This window comes from Kitasatospora sp. NPDC058478, from assembly GCF_042720345.1.
Classification (GTDB): Bacteria; Actinomycetota; Actinomycetes; order Streptomycetales; family Streptomycetaceae; genus Kitasatospora.
Window position 1 is genome coordinate 71,622 of sequence record NZ_JBHXML010000017.1, and the last position, 17,575, is coordinate 89,196.

The following is a 17,575-nucleotide window of genomic DNA, read 5'->3' on the forward strand; positions in this document are numbered from 1 at the left end:
GCCGGTCAGTGGAGGAGCCAGCCGCCGTCGACGTGCAACGACTGGCCGGTGATGAAGGACGCGCTGGGGCCGGCGAGGAAGGCGACCGCGGCGGCGACGTCCTCGGGGCGGCCCCGGCGCTGGACGCACTGGCGGCGGATCTGGTCCTCGGGTCGGGCGCGGTGGTGGGCGGGCAGGTCGTTCTCCGCCTCGACCTGGATGGCCCCGGGTACGACAGTGTTCACGCAGATGCCAGCCGGTCCAAGTTCCCTGGCCAGCGACCTGGTGAGGCCGAGGAGTCCGGCCTTGGCGGTACTGTAGGCGGTGAGTCCGGGGCGGCCGGCACGCGCGTTGACGCTGCCGATGTTGATGACCCGGCCCCATCGGCGCTCGGCCATGCCCGGCGTGATGGCACGGCAAGTGCGGTAGTGGATAGTCAGGTTGGACTCGATGGCGCGCGCCCACTCATCCTCACCGAGTTCGTCCCACGGGATGCGGGGGTAGGCGCCCGCGTTGTTGACGAGGATGTCGATCGGGCCGAGTTCGGACTCGACCTGACTGGCCAGGGCGGCAACGGCGTTGGGGTCGGTGAGGTCGGCACTGACCTCGATGCCGTGCAGGCCCTCGCGCCGCACGTCGGCGAGCACGGTGCGGGCCCGGCGGATCTGCGCGAGGTGGTTGACGGCGACGGAGGCACCGGCGGCGGCGAGCGCTCGGCTGGTTGCAGCGCCGATCCCGGTGGCTCCGCCGGTGACCAGGGCCACCCGGCCCTGGAGCGGCAGGGCGGCGATGGGCAGTTCAAGCGGCGTGGGTGTGGTCATGGTCGGTCCGATCGTCGGGGCCGGTGGCCGGCGCGGGATGGGTGCAGGTGAAGGTCTCGCAGACGGTCTCGGGGTTCTGGGTCTCGGTGAGCTTGGCCAGGAGCAGGAGGAGGTCGTGGCCGGTGAAGCGGCCGGGCGGGATGACGCCGAGGATTCGCAGGGTGAGGAAGTGGCGGATCTGGGCGAGGAAGCGGTCCGGGGCCAGTCCGGCGGCGGGCGCGAGGTCGGCGCGAACGCGCTTCAGCAGGCGGTCGATTGCGGCCTGACGCCCGACTCCGACCGCCCAGGTGTAGCGGACTTCCAGGCGGCGGTGCCGCTCGTCGTGGTCGACGTGTTCGAGGTGCGGGGTGGTGACCGGCGGCAGGTGCAGCGGGAGGGTGCGGGCGTACACCTCGGGCTGGTAGGTCGGTACGAGCCAGCCGCCCATGCCGAGCAAGTACCAGAGGAGGATGGCGATTTCCCCGGCGAGCGTGTTACGGCCGGCGTACTGGAAGTCGAGCCAGCACAGCGGGTCGGCGATGTTCGGCTCGGTCGGGTCGCCCTGGGTGAGCGCGGTGACCCAGGTACGGGCGGAGCAGAGCGTTTCGCGGGCTTCCCAGACGATGGCGGGCAGGTCGAGCCGCATCGGGACGCCGTTGACGACGAAGATGTGGCCGGTGAGGGCGTGTACGGGCAGCGGCTGGCCGGTGCGCGAGGCGGGGACGGCGAGGCGGCCGGACAGGTACCAGGTGTCAATCCGCCCGCCGGGGCGGATGCGGTCCAGGTAGAGGCCGGGCACGCAGTCCGAGAGCGGCGCGGCGCTTCCGCTGTCGGCGACGGCGGCGAGCAGGCTGTCGCAGACGGCGTCGATCAGCGTGGTGACCCGTGGCAGGGCGCTCGGGTGCCGGTCGGCGGTGGCGATGACGTCGCCGAGGAGCATGGTGCACCGGCCGGTGGCGAACACGTCCTCGTAGGCCACGACGTGCTTGCCGCCTGCCCGGCTGTGGCCCAGTAGTTGGGGCACCGGCAGGGTGCGGGCGGTGGCCTGCCAGCCCTGGACCTCGGCCTGCGCTGCGGCGGGGGCGAGGATCTTGCGGAAGGCCGGGACAGAAGTGGCGGGGCCGTTCATGCGCGGCTCGTCGGCAGGGCGATGGTGGCCAGCCAGTGGCCCAGGACGATGTTGGCCAGCTCCACCGCCTTCTCGCGGTCCTCGCGGGCCTGGCGGCGCAGGTCGGCGTCGGTGGCGGGCTCGCGGTCGAGGAAGATTCCGAGCGCGTCGTCGTCGGAGGCGCGTTCGGTGCCCTCGAAGCGGAGCATCACCTTGGCCAGCAGGGCGGTGATCTTGAACAGGGCGCGGAGGTCGGGGGCTCTCTTGAGGATCTGGCGGCGGATCTCGATGGCGGCCTGTACGCCGGCCTCGACGCTGACCGCCACGTCGCCGGCCGCGTCCGGGGCGGGGAGGGCCAGGCCGGGGCGGCACCACAGCGGCACGAGGGAGCCGGAGCCGATCAGCATGAGGACGTGCAGCAGGCGGGAGGTGACCGCCCCGGTGCGGCACTCGTCCTGGGTCAGCACGGTCAGGCCGAGCTTGACGCCACCGAGTTCGGCTTCGAGTTCGGCGATGGCCTGCCGGAGCCCGGGGAGGCTGTCCTGCTCGGCGACGACGAAGACGTCCAGGTCGGACCACCCGTGCTGGTACTTGCCACGCGCTCCGCTGCCGGTCACAGCGAGGAGGTCGATCACGGGCGGCACCTGGACGGTGGTGCGGTCGAGCAGCCCGGAGAGGTAGGACTCCACGTGAACAGGCAGGCCCAGCGTGTTCACCGGCGTGGTGGCCGGCCTGCGCAGCGGCCACCGGCGGGCCAGGGCGATCCCGTCGAGTCGGCGCTCCAGGTGCAGACGGCTGTGGTTGTTGTCGATGACCTCCTGCGCGAGAGAGGCGATCCCGGCCGCACCACGACGGGCCTTCACGGCGTCACGCTCGACCACGTCCTCGGGCCCGGCGGTGCCGCGTTCGGCGCGGACCTGCGGCGTCGCGTCGACGTACACCACGGTCAGTTGCTCGCCGAGCATCCGCCGCAGCTCGGCGGTCGCGTCCTGGTCGTGCAGGGACTCGACGGTGACGTGGCCGAGGAAGTGGTGGGCCGCGCAGTAGCGGTCGAGGCCGTCGACCAGCAGCTCGGCCCGCACCACGGCCGGGAGCTCGTACGGGTCAGCGATGCCGGCGCGCTGGGCGGCGTCCTCGATCAGGTAGCCGATCTTGAGGCGCGCGTACCCGTGCCTGACCCGCAGGTACTCGCCCGCCGTGCTCTTGCCGCTCTCCGACATGCCGCCGAGCGCGACCACCCGCACGCCGGGAAGGGCGCGGGACGGCACGAGCGGGGCGATCGGGTGCAGGCGCTGGCGGATCTCGTCCTGGACGGCCACGACCCGGCGCTCGCCGACCACGATGGTCTCCGCCCACCCGCCTTCGGCGACGAGCCGGTGCACCTGAAGGTGGAGGTGCCGCTGGTAGTCCGCGTAGGCCGGGGTGACGTGCCGCTCGTAGGAGAGGCTGCGGGAAGTGCCGATCACCGGGTCGTCGTCGTGCAGGAGCACGATGCCGTACTCGGCCGCCTCGGCGGCCCGCACGTCGGCGGCGTACGGATCGAGGAGCTTGCGCGCCCGGTCGGCGGCCTCGTCGGGGCTGAGACGCTCGCGCACCGCGACGGTGGCTGCCAGTGACGCCTCCAGCATCGGGATGCCCCGGTCCATCAGACGCACGGGCGCGGCGGCGGGCCTGCGGGAACGTTCCAGGTAGGAGCTGGCGAGGACGTCGGCGACCTCCTCGACCGGGCCGCACTCGAACCACCAGGCGCCCATTCCCAGGGCCTTGATGGCGCCCCAGCGCGGGTCGTAGTCGTCCAGCGGTCCAGTGGCATGTGCGGCGGGACCGAGACGGCGGGTCAGGATGCCGATCTGCTTGGTCTTGCCGACGTTGTCGGGACCGCTGACCGCGATCGTGACGGGTCGGGAAGGCGTGGGGTCGTGCTCAGGGGAGATGGACACGATTTCCTCCGGGTGGTGCACAACATCTGTGGGGCGGTGGGCGGCCCTCGGCCGGACGCCGCGAGGGCGCCCGGCCGAGGGCCGGATCGGGCTAGCGGCCCGGGTACGGCGGCTGCGGGATCGGCGGGGCCGGGGGCGGAGGCGGCGGGGGCGGGGGAGGCTGGGGGGCCTCCAAGATCGGGACGGCGGTTTGCGGCACGGCGAATCTCCCTTCGGCGTGACGGGTTTCCGACCTGGCGGGGTGCCGAGGCCGGCGAAGAGGGACGGCTACGACTGCGGGGGTTCACCCGGAGCCGCCTGGACCCGTCCCGGGCCGGTGTGCCGTCGATGCCGGGGAAGGAGTGCAGGGGGCAGGCAGCCGACGGACAGCACCACATCGGCGGGTGCTGGCCGTTGACCAGATATGCCTGCCGATCGGGGCGGCCGCGCCCTCGGCCTGCGATGTCGTGTTCGAGGGTGTCGTCAGGCGCCGGTGGAAGCGGCGAGGGTGGCGTGCACGAGCTTGCCACGCGGCCACGCGGTCACGCCCCACCGCTGGTGAGTGAGCTGATCGACCAAGGCGAGCCCTCGGCCGGATTCGGCGTCCGGTCCGGCGTCGATCAGGACTGGCAGGGATGCTGACCCGTCCGAGACCAGTAGCCGCACCGTGTCGCTGGTCGCACGCCGAATGCCGACCATCATGGACGTCTGGCAGCCGGTCTTCGCCGCGTTGCCCACCAGCTCGGACATGATCAGCTCGGCGTCGTCGATCAGGTGGGGCAGGTTCCACTCGGTGAGCTTGGCGCGGACCATCCGGCGGGCGGCGAGGGCCGATGCCGTGGTGTAAGGCAGCCGGAGGGTGGCGGGGCTCGGCGGAACGGGAGCGAGCGCGGGGCGCTGGTGATGGAACGTCAGCATGCGCTCAATGTCGCCGAGTTGTTGCCGTCAGTGAACGGATGGCGTGTATCACTTCCCGAAGTAGTACCGGCGCCGAGTGATACGTTTCGTATCACTCCTCAGTTGATGATCACGGATGTTCCGAGGATCGATGAGAGCTTGCGCAGCTTGGCCGTGGTCGCGCTGCCCGCGCTCGCCTTCTGTGCGATCACCCCGGGCAGCCCCTGATGGCGAGCCCAACCAGGGGCGGCCGAGCACACCTCGAGCAGGGTGTCCAGGGCGGTGTCGGACTGCCGGGTCTCGGCCTGTGCGAGCGCCACGTCCAGCATCATCCGGTTGCGCGCCGACGGGGTGAGCGAGCTCATGTCGGCGATCGACTCGAACAGGCAGAGCGCCCTCCCTGGCCGACTGGTCGAGACGGAGATGCCGATCGCCTGTGCGGCGACCGTCGCGGGCCCGAACGCCGTGCCGTTCACCATGACGTCCCGGCCCATCCGGGCCGCGACCGCACGCCCCTGTGACAGCAGATTGTCGGCTCCGTCCACGTCTCCTCGGCGGGCGGCGACGACGGCCGCGAAGGTCACGTGCCATCCGTAGGTGGCGAGCATTCCGAGATCTCGATCCCCGTACCTGGGCTCGATGGACTCGTACGACGTGCGGGCGGTCTCCTCCGCCTGGTCGAGCCGGGCATCCCGCAGGTAGATCCATGACCGACCGGACGCGACCATGGCCGAGCGGACGGTGTCCCCGGCGCGGTCGGCCTGGTGCTGTGCGTGCCCGATCCCGGCGTACGCGAGATCCCGGGCGCCGAACTGGTTCGCCACGTAGGCGGCTAGCCGGTAGGCGTCCGCGAGGACGCCCGCCGCCGTACTCCCCAGGTCGACCGGTGCGGCCTTCAGTGCAGCGGCGGCTTCGCGCAGGACTGGGGCGACGCGCACTCCGGCGCCCATGAAGTCGCCGGAGCGATAGGCCTTCCACGCGGCGGTGAGCCCGGCCGCGAGTTCGGCCGGGGACGGGGGCTGCACGTCGACGCCGACCCCGGCGGCGGTGTCGTGAACGGCACGGGACAACTCGCGCATCATCGCCCGGTCGGCGCCGTGCATCGCGCGGCGGGGGGCCTGTTGGCCGAGGACCACCGAGACGTCGGCGTGCAGCGCGGCCGAGATGCGCAGCAGCGTCTGGAGGCTGCCGCCGAGGTTGCGTTCCGCCTTGCGGATCGTCGCCACCGACAGGCCCGATGCCTCCGCAAGCTGTTCCTGCGTCATGTCCGGTCCGCGCAGAAGCTTGATGCGCTCGCCAGTGGTGTAGTCGGTCCACTGCGTCATCCTGGTCCCCTTCCGGGTACACGGCCGTACTCGGAAGGTACCCGCTCCCATGGGCGGGCGGACAAGCTTCGGCTCCGCCAGGCCTTCGTCAACCCGCTGCCGCGCAAGCCTCTCCTTCGGGGGAAAGGTTTGTGTGGCAGAGGTGTATCTGCCGGCGGGCGGCCAGGCTGGGGGCATGTCATCGGTCGTTGCTTCCGGGCAGTGGGTCTTGCCCGAATCGCCGTATGCGTTGTGGGCCCGTGGCGAGCTCGACGAGCACTTGCGGCTGCCTGAAGTCCTTCGCGTTGAGGTGATCGGCGGGGAGTTCGTGGTGGCGCCGGTGCCGAGCGTCGCCCATGCCGTGATCATCTCGGACATTCAAGAGGCGGTGTTCCGCGCCGAGTTTGCGAAGCCGTGTTGTCGATGGCGGGCGGTACAGACGGTCGGCCTCGATCTTGCGGAGATCGGGGACGGCTACATTCCGGACCTCGTCGTAGTGACCTCGGAGGTGGACTCGGCGGCCATGTCAGGGGAGGACCGCTATCTCCGCGCGGGCGAGGTCAGTCTGGTGGCCGAGGTCACCGCGCCTTTCAGCGCGTACAACGACCGTCGTGCCAAACGGCGGGGGTATGCGCGCGCCGGTGTGCCGTACTACCTATTGGTGGACCGCGACCCACGGCAGCCGGGTGTCACGCTGTTCGGTGAGCCGGACAGTAGTGCGGGCGGTTACCGGGTGCTCGGTCGGTGGGAGTTCGGTGCCTCTGTGGAGTGGCCCGAGGAGTTCGGGTTCGAACTCGACACCGCGAGATGGACTCCCTGGGCTGAGTAGCCCTGTACGAACGCCGCCCGGGACGAATGGTCGTCCCGGGCGGCGGTGTTCTTGGGGTGGTCAGGACTGCTTGGGTTTGCGGGCGACGGCGATGGCCAGGGCCGTGCAGAGGGCGGCGGCGACGGCGGCGAAGCCGCTGACGGCGGGGAGGAGGCCGTAGTGCTGGACCAGGGCGCCGACGGCGACGATGGGGAGGGAGCTGCCGAGGTAGACGATGATCCACAGGGAGCTCAGTTCGGAGCCCCGGCGTTCCGGGTTCATCGCGGCGACGGCGGTGGTGAAGAGGGAGCGGAAGGCCACACCCTGGCAGATGCCGCCGAGGACGCTGCCGATGAACAGCAGCGCCGGGGTCTCGGTGTACTGGGCGGCGACGACCAGGGCGAGGCCGGCGGCGAGGCCGCCCATGCCGAGGGCGATGACCAGGCGGTCGGAGGTGGGCGGGACGAGGAGCTGGGCCAGTGCGGACGAGCCGAGCAGCAGGGCGGCCACGATCGCGCCGGTCAGGTGCGAGGAGGTGTGCAGCAGCTTGGCGGAGAAGGCCGGGGCGAGCGCCAGGTAGACGCCGAACACCGCGTACGAGATGAAGCCGGCCGAGGCGGCGAGCAGGAACTCGCGGCGGCCGGTGCGGGGCAGGGCGAGCCGGCGCGGGCGCAGGTGGGCCGGGGTGGTGATGCGGGGCGGGGTGGCCGGCGGGCGGTTGCGGCCGGGCATCCGCGGGTGGACGAGGGCCAGCGGCACGCAGAGTGCCAGCAGGGCGATGGCGTGCAGCAGGAAGGGCGTCAGCAGCGGGTCCGTGCCGTTGGCGAGCAGGGCGCCGACCACCGGGCCGAGCGCGACGCCGCCGGCGGAGCAGGCCAGGGTGAGCTTGGCGGCGAGCGTCGGGTGGTCGGGCAGCAGGTCGCCGAGGGCGGCCCCGGCGGCGCCGGTGGACAGGCCGACGGCGATGCCCTGGACGGCCCGGCCGGCGGCGAGCTGCCAGAAGCTGCCCGAGGTGGCGAACACGACGTCGCCGGCGGCGGCCAGGGCGACGGCGGGCAGGATCAGGGCGCGGCGGCCGAGGTGGTCGGACCAGTGGCCGACCACGGCGAGCACGGGGACCAGCGCGAACACGTAGATCGTGAAGAGGATCGTGGTGTCGAGCGGGCCGAGGCCGAGGCGCTGCTGGAGGAGCGGGTAGATCGGCGTCGCCAGGTTGGCACCGATCAGCATCAGCAGCAGGGCGGCGGCGACCAGGCCGACGCGGACACCGCGCAGCGCGTTCCAGCGGCTGACCGCGGCGAGCTGGAGCTGGGCGCGGGGCGCGAGCTCCAGGGGAAGCAGGGCCTCCGAGAGTCGGCGTCCGTCGAGCTGCGCGGTGCGCAGGCCGGAGCCGGCGGGGGAGAGGTCCGCCATGTAAGGGATCTCCTGTGGCAGGGCACCACCGGGTCGGCGGGGTGTGCCGGCGCGCCCGTCCTGAGGCGCTGTGGTGGTGGCCGAGGTGCGGGGCTCCCTGGTGGAGCGGGTGAGCTGAGTGGGCCCCTCCTGCCCGGTGTCGGGCGGGGAGGGCGAAGGGCTTCATTGCCCGGTGGCCCGCGCGGGGTGTGCACGGTGCCAATGCGAAGGATAAAGGGTGGGCGCACGGTTGCGGCGCGCGCCCCTTGAGGCCGGGCATCGGGGGTGCCCGGCCTATACGCTGAGGTGGTGGATCGGGACGCTGAGCTGATAGGCGGACCGCTGGCTGAGGGAGAACGCACAACGATGGCCGGACGACGTCGGAAGAACGCCGGGGCTTCGCCGGGAGAGAGTGCGGTCGAGCCGGTTCTGCCCGCCGACCTGGAGCTTCAGGACCTCTACGGGGCGTTCGCCGCGCACGGGCTGGACGACGAGGACCTGGACGACGCGGCGGTCCTGGTACCGCCGGTGAAGCTGCCCGCCGAGGAGGAGCTGGCCGCCCTGGCGAAGGCCGTGCCGATGTTCGGGTACGCGCTGGCGCTGGCCCGCTGGGCCGCCCCGCACCGGGTGGTGGACGAGTTCGGCGACCTGGTGGAGGAGGACCGGGCGCCGGCGGCGCAGCTGCTGGGCCTGACCCCCGCCGAGGGGGAGGTGCCGGAGGAGGCGGAGGTCGAGGCGATGCGGGCCTGGTCGCTGGCCTGCGACCTGGACCTGGTGGAGATCGGGACGACGGCGGCCGGTGAGCACGTCGCCGTGCCGGGCCCGGATCTGGAGCCCGCCGAGGAGGGTGACCCGGAGACCGTCCTGGAGCTGTGGCTGACCGCTGCCGGGATCGTCCGGGAGCTGGCCGTGGAGGCCGACTCGCTGCCGGAGGAGGAGGCCGTGCGGGCCGCCGAGGGCGGGGAGGCCGGGGAGGCCGTGGAGGGCGGTGAGGAGGACGAGGACGCCCTGAGCGAGGTCGAGGAGGCCCGGGACGCCGCCGCCGAGCTGTTGGACGAGGCGTTGCAGGTGCTGTACGAGACCACCGCCTTCGCCGATCCGGGCAACGAGACCGTGCCGCTGGGCGTGCTGGCCGCGCTGCTGGTGGTGCCGGAGGGCGAGGAGCCGAGCGAGGAGCTGCTGGGCGACATCACCGATGTGATGGTCGCACTGGACCCGATGCTGGGCGACCTGGCCGAGCTGGGCCTGCTGGAGTACCGGCCGATCGACCCGGAGCTGTTCGACGAGGAGGAGGGCCCGGAGGGCGAGGAGCCCGCCCTCGTCGGCGAGGCGCCGCTGGACGATGAGGAGTCGGCGCGCTTCGGGCTCGTCCGGCTCACCCCGCTCGGCCAGTACGGCATCCGGCAGTGGCTGCTGGAGGACGGCTACGACGCGCCGCTGGTCGGCGAGCTGGCCCAGGGCGACGCGGCCGAGCTGCTGCGCGCGGTGTGCGAGGCCGCCAACGTGCTGCCGGACGAGGAGCTGCGGGTCTGGATCACCGGCCGGGAGCCGGTGGCGGCGGCGCGCGAGCTGCTGGCGGCGGCGCGCGGCGACGACGCGTACGCCCCGATGCGGCGGATGCTCGGCGTCTCGGCGCTGAACATGCTGGGCGCGGCCGCCGAGCCTGCCGTGCGGGACGTGCTGGACGACCCCGAGCTGGGCGGCGCCGCCCGGGCCTGGCTGACCTCGAAGGGAGCGACGGACGTGCCGGTACCGGAGCGGACGATGGCGCTGTGGACGGTGGTCGACACCTTCGCCGCCCAGCTGCTGGACAGCGGCGGCGACGCCGAACTGCTGCGCGAGCTGATCGCGGACCTGCCGGTGACCGGCAACCCTGCGTCCTACTTCGGCGAGCTCTGGCGGGTCGACCACCCGTACACGGCGGACGTCCTGGAGGCCGTCGGGGAGCTGCACCTGGACCGGGCGGTGGCCAAGGAGGCACGCAAGGCGGCCTTCAAGGCGCGGTCCAAGGGCTGACGGGCCGACGGGGGGGGGGGGGCTTCGGCGGGCCGACGGGGGGCTTCGACGGGCTGATGGGCCGGCGGGTCAGGGGAGATCGAGGGAGCCGTCCTCGGCGAAGGGGAAGAACGGGTTGTGGGCCAGCTCCCAGAGGTGGCCGTCCGGGTCCTCGAAGTAGCCGGAGTAGCCGCCCCAGCTGGTCGGGACCGGCGGCTTGACCACCACGGCGCCGGCCTCGACCGCCGTCTTCAACGCGGCGTCCACCAGCGCGGGGGACTCCAGGTTCACCGCGAGGGTGACGCCGCGGAAGGCGGGCTCACCGGTGGCGGGCACGCCCGCGTCGGCGGCCAGCTCCTCGGTGGGGAAGAGGCCGAGCGCCGAGTCGGCGGTGCGGAACCAGACGATCTCCGGACTGGAGGCGGAGGACCGCCGCCAGCCCAGGTCCTCGTAGAAGCGGGCGCTGCGGTCGAGGTCGGAGACCCCGAGGGTGACGATGCTGATCCGGGGCGGGAAGCTGCTGTCTGCTGTCATGCCGCCAGGGTAGGGAGGGCGGCTGACAACCGCGCGTCCTGACACGGCCCGTGCCGGCCGGCAACCAGCAGTCCTGACACGGCCCGGGCCCGTCGGCGGCCGGGCGTCCCGACGCGGCCTGCGCCGGTGCCCGGCACCCGAGCTGATGACCCGGCAGGTCCCGGGCACTAAGGTGGCGTCGGCGGTGCGGGCGCGAGGACTCGGGGGTGCGGCACAGGATGATGCGGGAGAGTGGCGGCAGGCCCCCGGAATGGAACGTCGGGCGGACGGACCCTGCGCGCGTCCCGGACCCGAGGAGCAAGGAGGAGCGTCTCGCCGCGGTGGAGGACTTCTCCCGCCGGACGGTGGCCGCGGCCGACTTCCCGGTGTACGGCGTGGTCGCGGGGCTGTCGCGCGGGGGCGGCGGGACGGGCGGCTGGGGCGAGGCGCTGGCCGCCTTCGAGACCTCCGGCGGCGAACTCGCCTGGGTCGAGGTGCAGTCCGGCGACTGGAGCTCGGTGGCCGGCCCGTACGTCAGCGTGCGCACCTACCGGCCGGACGCGGAGCGCGGCGAGGACCTGCCCGAGCTGGAGGACGTGGTCGAGGACGAACGGGACCGGGTCTATGACCACCTGGGGGTCGACGAGGGCGACGGGCCGGGCCGGGTGCGGGCGTTGCGCGAGTGGATCACCGTGGACGGCGAGCCGTACCCGGTGGAGGTGCACGAGGACCGTCCGGTGCTCTGGCCCGGTGCGTCGGCCGCCGACGGGGCCGCACCGGTCTGGGCCGGGCGGCTGCGGATCGGCGGGCTGACCGTGACGGTGTGCGGGCGCGGGGTGCCGCCCGGCGGCGTGGAGCTCGGCGGGATCGCGGACTTCGAGCCGTACCTGCGCGGCCGGGCCGAGCTGCTGGGCGAGCTGGCCGCCCGGCGGGCCCGGCAGGTCCCGGTGCAGGAGCGTGAACTGCCGCCCGCCGTCGGGCTGGAGGCGCACCGGGAGCTGATCGCGCAGAGCGTCGCCGCGTCTGCCGCCGTCGAGGCGCAGGTCCGGGCCGGGCGGACGCCGCGGCGCCCGCGCGGGGACGCCTACGAGGTGCGCTGGGAGGTGGCGGTGCGCCAGCAGATGCGGCTCGCCACCGAGAACCGGGAGGAGGCGGTGACGGCGCTGACCGCGATGGTCAACCACCTCAACCGGCTTGCCCGGCACACGCATTGGCTGATCGGCACGCCGGAGGGCGGGGCGGCCGTCGAGGAGGTCGTCCGGTACACGGTGTTCGCCAGTGAGGTGGCGAGCCTGCCGGCGCAGCGGGCCTGGGAGCAGCTCTGGCGGGAGCGGCGGGGCGGCGGGCCGGAGGTCTGGGAGGAGCACCGGCTCGCCGAGCAGCTGTGGCTGTCGGCCTGGGAGCAGTGGCGGACGACGCGGTCGGGGTGACCCTCGGCGGGGCGTCGTGGGTCGGGGTGGCCCTCGGCAGGGCGCCGTGGGTCGGGGTGGCCCTCGGCGGGGCGTCTCAGGCAAAGCGGAGGTCATGTGTCGGTCATCGGTTGGCAAATGGCCGCCTGGGCGTGAGGTGGGCGTCATGCCTGGTTCATCCCCGCGGCGGAGTCTGCTGGGCGTCGACACCCCGTCTCGACGCCCCGCCCGCCGGGCACCGGGCCCGCCCCCGGTCCGGCGGCCGATTCCTCAGGAGTTGCTGCCATGCCGCTGTCCCGCCGGGACTTCGTCAACCGTTCCACCCTCGTCGGGGCCGGCGTGCTGATCGCCGGCAGCGCGGAGGCGCTGGCCAGCGCCCCGGGCGCGATCGCCGCCCCGGCCGGCGGCGAGCTGCCGGCCGCGTCCGCGGCGGGTGACACCGGTGCGGTGCGCGCCGCCATCGGCTACGGCCCGCTGGTGCAGGACCCGGCCGGGCTGCTGTCGCTGCCCAAGGGCTTCGCGTACAAGGTCGTCAACCGAGCCGGCGTCACCCGGCTGCGCACCGGCGAGTTCACCCCGAGCAACCACGACGGCACCTCCGCCTTCGAGGACGAGCGCGGCGGCAACCTGATGGTCGTCAACCACGAGCTGTCCGGTGCCCGCGCCAACTGGCCGTACCCGGTGCCGCTGACCGAGGGCCACGTCTACGACCCGGGCGCGGCCGGCGGCTGCACCATCGTGCACGCCAAGCGGAACGGCTCGGTCGAGCAGTGGGTCGGCATCGCCGGCACCTCCACCAACTGCGCGGGCGGCGTGACCCCGTGGGGCACCTGGCTGTCCGGCGAGGAGACCGAGGACAAGGCCGGCAAGAACGGCTTCACCAAGGACCACGGGTACATCTTCGAGGTCGACCCGTTCGACGACGACTACAACCGCGACCCGCAGCCGGTGAAGGCCTTCGGCCGGTACGCGCACGAGGCCGTCGTGGTGGACCCGAAGCGCGGCCACGTCTACCTGACCGAGGACGCCTCGAACCCCAACGGCCTGCTGTTCCGCTGGACCCCGCCGGCCGGCTTCAAGCACGGCCGCTACCAGCTGCGCAAGCTGGCCGCCGACGCGGGCGTGCTGGAGGCCTTCAAGGTCTTCGACGCCCAGGGCAAGTTCGTCGACGACCTCTCCCGCGCCACCAAGGTCGGCACCACCTACGGCGCGGACTGGGTCAAGGTCCAGGACCGCGACGCCAGGACCGTCTCGATCCGCAAGCAGTTCAAGGACGGCGAGGTCACCCGCGCCCGCAAGCTGGAGGGCATGTGGTGGGGTGACGGCGGCTTCTACTTCGTCTCCAGCTTCGCCCGCTCGGAGAGCCCGGTGCAGCACGACGGCCAGGTCTGGTTCTACAACCCGACCCGCCGCACCATCACCCTGAAGGTGCTGCTCGGCGTCAACACCGACGTCTGGGGCGACCACGACAACTTCGACGGCCCGGACAACATCACCGTCTCGCCGTACGGCGGCATCGTGATCGCCGAGGACGGCGAGGGCGTGTCGCACCTGTTCGGCGCCACCGAGGACGGGCTGACCTACTCCATCGCCCGCAACGAGCTGAACATCGGCACCGCCGAGAAGCCGGAGTTCAGCGAGTTCACCGGGGTGACCTTCTCGGACGACGGCAAGACCCTCTTCGCCAACATCCAGACCCCGGGCATCCAGCTGGCCATCACCGGCCCGTGGCACCGGCTGAACGAGCACAAGCGCGGCCAGGGCTACGGCGAGTGACGTAGCGGGTGTCGAAGGGGCTGCCCGCGGTCATTCGTCCGCGGGCAGCCTCAGTTGCAGCATCGCCAGCAGGCGCTGCTGCGGCTGGGCGAGGTCGATGCCGGTCAACTGCTCGGCGCGGCGCACCCGGTAGCGCAGGGTGTTGGGGTGGATGTGCAGGGCGTCCGCGGCGACCCGGACCTCGCCGAGCGCGTCCAGCCAGGCCAGCACCGACTCGGCGAGCCGGGTGCCGTGCCGGCGGTCGTACGCGGCGAGCGCGGTGAGCCGGGGGTCGCGCAGGCCGGAGCGCTCCTGGAGCAGCGCGAGCATCTCGCTGACCAGCACTTCGGCCTGGACGTCGATCAGCGCCGCCACGTCGAGGTCCACCCCGCCGCGGCTCATCGCGTCCAGGATGCGGTCCGCCTGCGCGCGGGAGTCCGGCACCTGGGCCAGGCCGTCCACGGTCGAGCCGATCGCGGCGCGCAGCGGGACGCCGAGGTGCTCCCGGGCGGCCGCCACCACCTCGTCCGCCCAGCCGCGCACGGTGGCCATCGGCAGGCCGGGCGGGAGCTCGGGCAGCAGCACGTACACCCGGGACTCGATCGGGGCGAGCAGGGCGGTGCGGTGCCGGGCGGCGGTGTGCACCGAGATCAGGCCGGTGACGTCGGAGCGGTGCAGCGCCTCGGTGGTGTGCGCGCCGTAGGCGAGCACGGTGGCCGGGCGGCGCAGGTCCAGACCCAGGTGGGTGGCGAGCGACTGCGGGCCGGTGGAGCCCTCCAGCAGGCCGGTGAGCAGCGTCCGGGTGAGCCGCATGTCGGCGGACAACTCGCGTCGGCGGCGCACCAGTTGGGCGGCGGCCACCCGGGCGGCGCCGACCAGGGCCTGATCGGCGAGCGGCGCCAGCGGCTGCGCCCCCTCCTGCACCCAGATGGTGCCGAGCGGCTGCGCCCCGGCCCGGATGCCGATCGCCAGGCGGCGGCGCAGGCCGAGTTCGGGGTGCGGTTCGACCGCGATCGGGGCGTCCGAGGTGCGCAGGTGCTGGAAGATGCCCCACTCGCGGAGCTTGGACAGGTACGGCTCGGGGCCCTGCCAGCCGAGGATGGAGAGCCGGCGCAGGTCGTCGACCTCGTCCGAGTCGGAGGAGCGGGAGTACGCCAGCACCCGGCTGGAGGTGTCCTCGATCGAGACGATGCCGTTGGTGAGCACGGCGACGGTCTGGGCGAGGGAGAAGAGGTCGCCCGCGTTGGGTTCGGGGGCGCCGGGGGTGTCCGGGGCGTCCGGGCCGGCGATGATCGCGCGGGCCAGCGAGTCGAGGTGCTCCCAGCGGGTCTCGCGGCGCACCGAGAGCAGGGCGACGCCCGCCTCGGTGGCGGCCTCGCGCAGTGCGTCCGCCTGGCCGGGGCCGTCCAGCTTGACCGCGACCGCGGCGGCGCCGGCCCGTCCGGCGGCGCGCAGGGCGGGGAGGGCGGCGCGGCCGCGGGCGCCGATCGCGAGGACGAGTTCGCCGGGGGAGGCGGTCGGCGGGTCCTCCGGGTCGAGGATCGCGACGTCGCGGACCGGGACGTCCAGGCCCTGCGGGGCGGCCTGGAGTTCGACCAGGGGTTCGCCGAGGGACATCAGCAGCCGGCGGAGCGGGAGGCCGGAGGTGGGCGGGAGTCCGGGGGAGCCTGGGAGGCCGGGGGTCGTCATCGGGCCTCCTTCATCCGCTCGGACAATGCCGTGTGGTTGATTTTAGCCGGGCGGACAGAGTCGCGGCCCGGCTTTCGTAAATAGTTGACTCTGACTATTCAGGAGTGGATAGTCAGTACTGACCAAGAGATGAGGACGTCTCGTGGCGAAGCGACGCAAGGTGTCGAACCCGCTGGCCCTCGCGGTCCTGGCCGAACTCGTGGCCGGGCCGATGCACCCGTACGAGATGGGGCGCCGGCTCAAGGAGCACGGCAAGGACCGCAACATCAAGTACAACCGCAGCTCGCTGTACATGGTCGTGGAGCAACTGCGGAAGGCCGGGTTCGTCGCCGAACAGGAGACCGTCCGCGACACCCAGCGACCGGAGCGCACCGTCTACGCCGTCACCCCCGAGGGCCGGGCGGAGCTCACCGACTGGATGCGCGAACTCGTCGCCGAACCGCAGCACGAGTACCCCGCGTTCGGGGTCGCGCTGTCGCTGCTCATGGTGGTCCCGCCGGCCGAGGCCGTGGAACTGCTGGAACAGCGGCGGGCCGCGCTGGCCGCCGAGGTGGCGGGCATCCGGGCGGCCCTGCGGAAGGCCTCGGACGACGGCGTGGCCTGGATCTTCCTGATCGAGGAGGAACACCGGGTCGGCGCGCTGGAGGCCGAGGGCCGCTTCGTCGAGCACCTCGTCGGTCGACTCAAGGAGCCGGAGTTCATCCGGACCTGGCACGAGATCTTCGGGAGTCTGGAATGAGTACGAGCAACGGGGAGAAGAGGGCCCTCGTCATCGGCGGCGGCATCGCCGGGCCGGTGACGGCACTGGCCCTGCGCAAGGCCGGCGTCGAAGCCGTCGTCTTCGAGGCCTACGAGTCCTCCGCCGAGGGCATCGGCGGCACCTTCATGATCGCCCCCAACGGGCTCGACGCCCTGGCGACCGTCGGGCTCGGGGCGGAGGTCGGCGCGGTCGGACAGCCGATCGGCCCGATGCTGATCGAGGACGGCCGGGGCGGCGTGCTGGCCGAGTTCGCCGGCCTCCCCGACCTGCCGCCCGGCCGGGTCATGCGCCGCGCCGAACTGTACGAGGTGCTCCAGCGGCGGCTGCGCGAGAGCGGCATCGAAGTCCGCTACGGCAAACGGCTGGTCGGCGCCGAGGAGGGCGCCGACGGCATCACCGCCCGCTTCGCCGACGGCGACACCGCCACCGGCGACCTGCTGATCGGCACCGACGGCACCCGCTCCACCGTCCGCACCCTGATCGACCCGGCCGCACCCGGCGCGCGGTACACCGGCCTGCTCGGCGTCGGCGGCTACAGCCCGCACCGGCTGCCCGGCCGGGCCGGACGCGGCGAGACCATGCACTTCGCCAACGGCGCCCGCGCCTTCTTCGGCTACTGGGGGCTGCCGGACGGCGCCGGGACGGCCTGGTTCAGCAACATCCCGCAGCCCGAACAGCTGACCGCCGAGCAGGTCCGCGCCGTCAGCCCGGAGGAGTGGCTGCGCCGGGTCCGCGACCTGCACGCCGACGACCTGCCCGCCCGGGACGTGCTGCGCGAGGCCGCCGCCGACACCGTCGAGGTCTTCCCGCGGCTGGAGATCATGCCGTCCGTCCCGCACTGGTACCGCGGCCGGATGGTGCTGGTCGGCGACAGCGCGCACGCCCCCTCCAACAGCTCCGGCCAGGGCGTCTCGCTGGCCGTCGAGAGCGCCGTCGAACTCGCCCGCTGCCTGCGGGACCTGCCCGACCACACCGCCGCCTTCGCCGCCTACGAGGCGCTGCGCCGGCCCCGGGTCGAGAAGATCGCCGCCAACGCGGCGCGCACCAACAACCAGAAGTCCTCCGGGCCGGTCGGCCGGGCGCTGTTCCGGCTGCTCGCGCCGATCGCGATGCGGACCTTCCTGAGCCCGGAGAAGATGCTCCGCCCGGTGCACGGCCACCGGATCGACTGGGACCGGCCGGTGCTCCCGGTGGCCTCCGGCGCGACGGGCCGTCAACGGCGCGCCGTGACCGCGCCGTGACTGCGC

Annotated in this window: 14 protein-coding genes; 6 read left to right on the plus strand and 8 right to left on the minus strand. The window is 73.2% G+C overall.

Annotation, left to right across the window (positions count from 1 at the left end):
* Positions 1 to 5: 5 nt before the first annotated feature.
* From ACFWPT_RS12110 to ACFWPT_RS12130, 5 genes are all read right to left on the minus strand, one after another.
* Positions 6 to 800 carry an SDR family NAD(P)-dependent oxidoreductase gene (locus ACFWPT_RS12110; protein ID WP_380375159.1) on the minus strand — a complete coding sequence of 265 codons (795 nt, stop codon included), beginning with the start codon at positions 798 to 800 and terminating at the stop codon, positions 6 to 8.
* On the minus strand, positions 778 to 1,908 hold the full coding sequence (locus tag ACFWPT_RS12115) for a hypothetical protein (RefSeq protein ID WP_380375158.1): 1,131 nt from the start codon (positions 1,906 to 1,908) through the stop codon (positions 778 to 780). The genes ACFWPT_RS12110 and ACFWPT_RS12115 overlap by 23 nt, the downstream gene beginning before the upstream one ends.
* Positions 1,905 to 3,827 carry a nucleotidyltransferase domain-containing protein gene (locus ACFWPT_RS12120; protein ID WP_380375156.1) on the minus strand — a complete coding sequence of 641 codons (1,923 nt, stop codon included), beginning with the start codon at positions 3,825 to 3,827 and terminating at the stop codon, positions 1,905 to 1,907. The genes ACFWPT_RS12115 and ACFWPT_RS12120 overlap by 4 nt, the downstream gene beginning before the upstream one ends.
* A 462-nt stretch (positions 3,828 to 4,289) precedes the next feature.
* The gene (locus ACFWPT_RS12125) at positions 4,290 to 4,724 is read right to left on the minus strand and encodes an ATP-binding protein (protein WP_380375154.1); all 435 of its coding nucleotides are present in this window, start codon (positions 4,722 to 4,724) and stop codon (positions 4,290 to 4,292) included.
* Positions 4,725 to 4,822: 98 nt separating this feature from the next.
* Positions 4,823 to 6,028 carry a helix-turn-helix domain-containing protein gene (locus tag ACFWPT_RS12130; RefSeq protein ID WP_380481463.1) on the minus strand — a complete coding sequence of 402 codons (1,206 nt, stop codon included), beginning with the start codon at positions 6,026 to 6,028 and terminating at the stop codon, positions 4,823 to 4,825.
* Positions 6,029 to 6,203: 175 nt separating this feature from the next.
* On the opposite strand from ACFWPT_RS12130, the gene ACFWPT_RS12135 reads away from it, so the two are divergent.
* Entirely contained in the window at positions 6,204 to 6,836 is a 633-nt protein-coding gene (locus ACFWPT_RS12135; protein WP_380481465.1) for a Uma2 family endonuclease, read from the plus strand.
* A 60-nt stretch (positions 6,837 to 6,896) separates the two neighbouring features.
* On the opposite strand, the gene ACFWPT_RS12140 is transcribed toward ACFWPT_RS12135, so the two are convergent.
* Positions 6,897 to 8,228: an MFS transporter gene (locus ACFWPT_RS12140; RefSeq protein WP_380481467.1), complete on the minus strand. Its 1,332-nt coding sequence runs from the start codon at positions 8,226 to 8,228 to the stop codon at positions 6,897 to 6,899.
* 345 nt (positions 8,229 to 8,573) lie between these two features.
* On the opposite strand from ACFWPT_RS12140, the gene ACFWPT_RS12145 reads away from it, so the two are divergent.
* Entirely contained in the window at positions 8,574 to 10,223 is a 1,650-nt protein-coding gene (locus tag ACFWPT_RS12145; RefSeq protein WP_380375147.1) for a hypothetical protein, read from the plus strand.
* A 69-nt stretch (positions 10,224 to 10,292) separates the two neighbouring features.
* Here ACFWPT_RS12145 and ACFWPT_RS12150 read toward each other — a convergent pair whose 3' ends face one another.
* Positions 10,293 to 10,736, minus strand: a complete 444-nt coding sequence (locus ACFWPT_RS12150; RefSeq protein WP_380375146.1) for a VOC family protein — start codon at positions 10,734 to 10,736, stop codon at positions 10,293 to 10,295.
* A 320-nt stretch (positions 10,737 to 11,056) separates the two neighbouring features.
* Here ACFWPT_RS12150 and ACFWPT_RS12155 point away from each other — a divergent pair, with 320 nt between their 5' ends.
* Both ACFWPT_RS12155 and ACFWPT_RS12160 read left to right on the plus strand, forming a co-directional pair.
* Positions 11,057 to 12,145 (plus strand): hypothetical protein, encoded by a 1,089-nt coding sequence (locus tag ACFWPT_RS12155; RefSeq protein WP_380375144.1) that lies wholly within the window; start codon positions 11,057 to 11,059, stop codon positions 12,143 to 12,145.
* A gap of 264 nt (positions 12,146 to 12,409) precedes the next feature.
* Positions 12,410 to 13,900 carry an alkaline phosphatase PhoX gene (locus tag ACFWPT_RS12160; RefSeq protein ID WP_363368945.1) on the plus strand — a complete coding sequence of 497 codons (1,491 nt, stop codon included), beginning with the start codon at positions 12,410 to 12,412 and terminating at the stop codon, positions 13,898 to 13,900.
* Positions 13,901 to 13,930: 30 nt separating this feature from the next.
* Here the strand turns inward: ACFWPT_RS12160 and ACFWPT_RS12165 are convergent, their stop codons facing one another.
* Positions 13,931 to 15,568 (minus strand): PucR family transcriptional regulator, encoded by a 1,638-nt coding sequence (locus tag ACFWPT_RS12165; protein ID WP_380481469.1) that lies wholly within the window; start codon positions 15,566 to 15,568, stop codon positions 13,931 to 13,933.
* A gap of 142 nt (positions 15,569 to 15,710) precedes the next feature.
* On the opposite strand from ACFWPT_RS12165, the gene ACFWPT_RS12170 reads away from it, so the two are divergent.
* Both ACFWPT_RS12170 and ACFWPT_RS12175 read left to right on the plus strand, forming a co-directional pair.
* Positions 15,711 to 16,307 (plus strand): PadR family transcriptional regulator, encoded by a 597-nt coding sequence (locus ACFWPT_RS12170; RefSeq protein ID WP_063349534.1) that lies wholly within the window; start codon positions 15,711 to 15,713, stop codon positions 16,305 to 16,307.
* The gene (locus ACFWPT_RS12175; RefSeq protein ID WP_380481471.1) at positions 16,304 to 17,569 is read left to right on the plus strand and encodes an FAD-dependent oxidoreductase; all 1,266 of its coding nucleotides are present in this window, start codon (positions 16,304 to 16,306) and stop codon (positions 17,567 to 17,569) included. Before ACFWPT_RS12170 ends, ACFWPT_RS12175 begins: the two co-directional genes overlap by 4 nt.
* Positions 17,570 to 17,575: the final 6 nt, after the last annotated feature.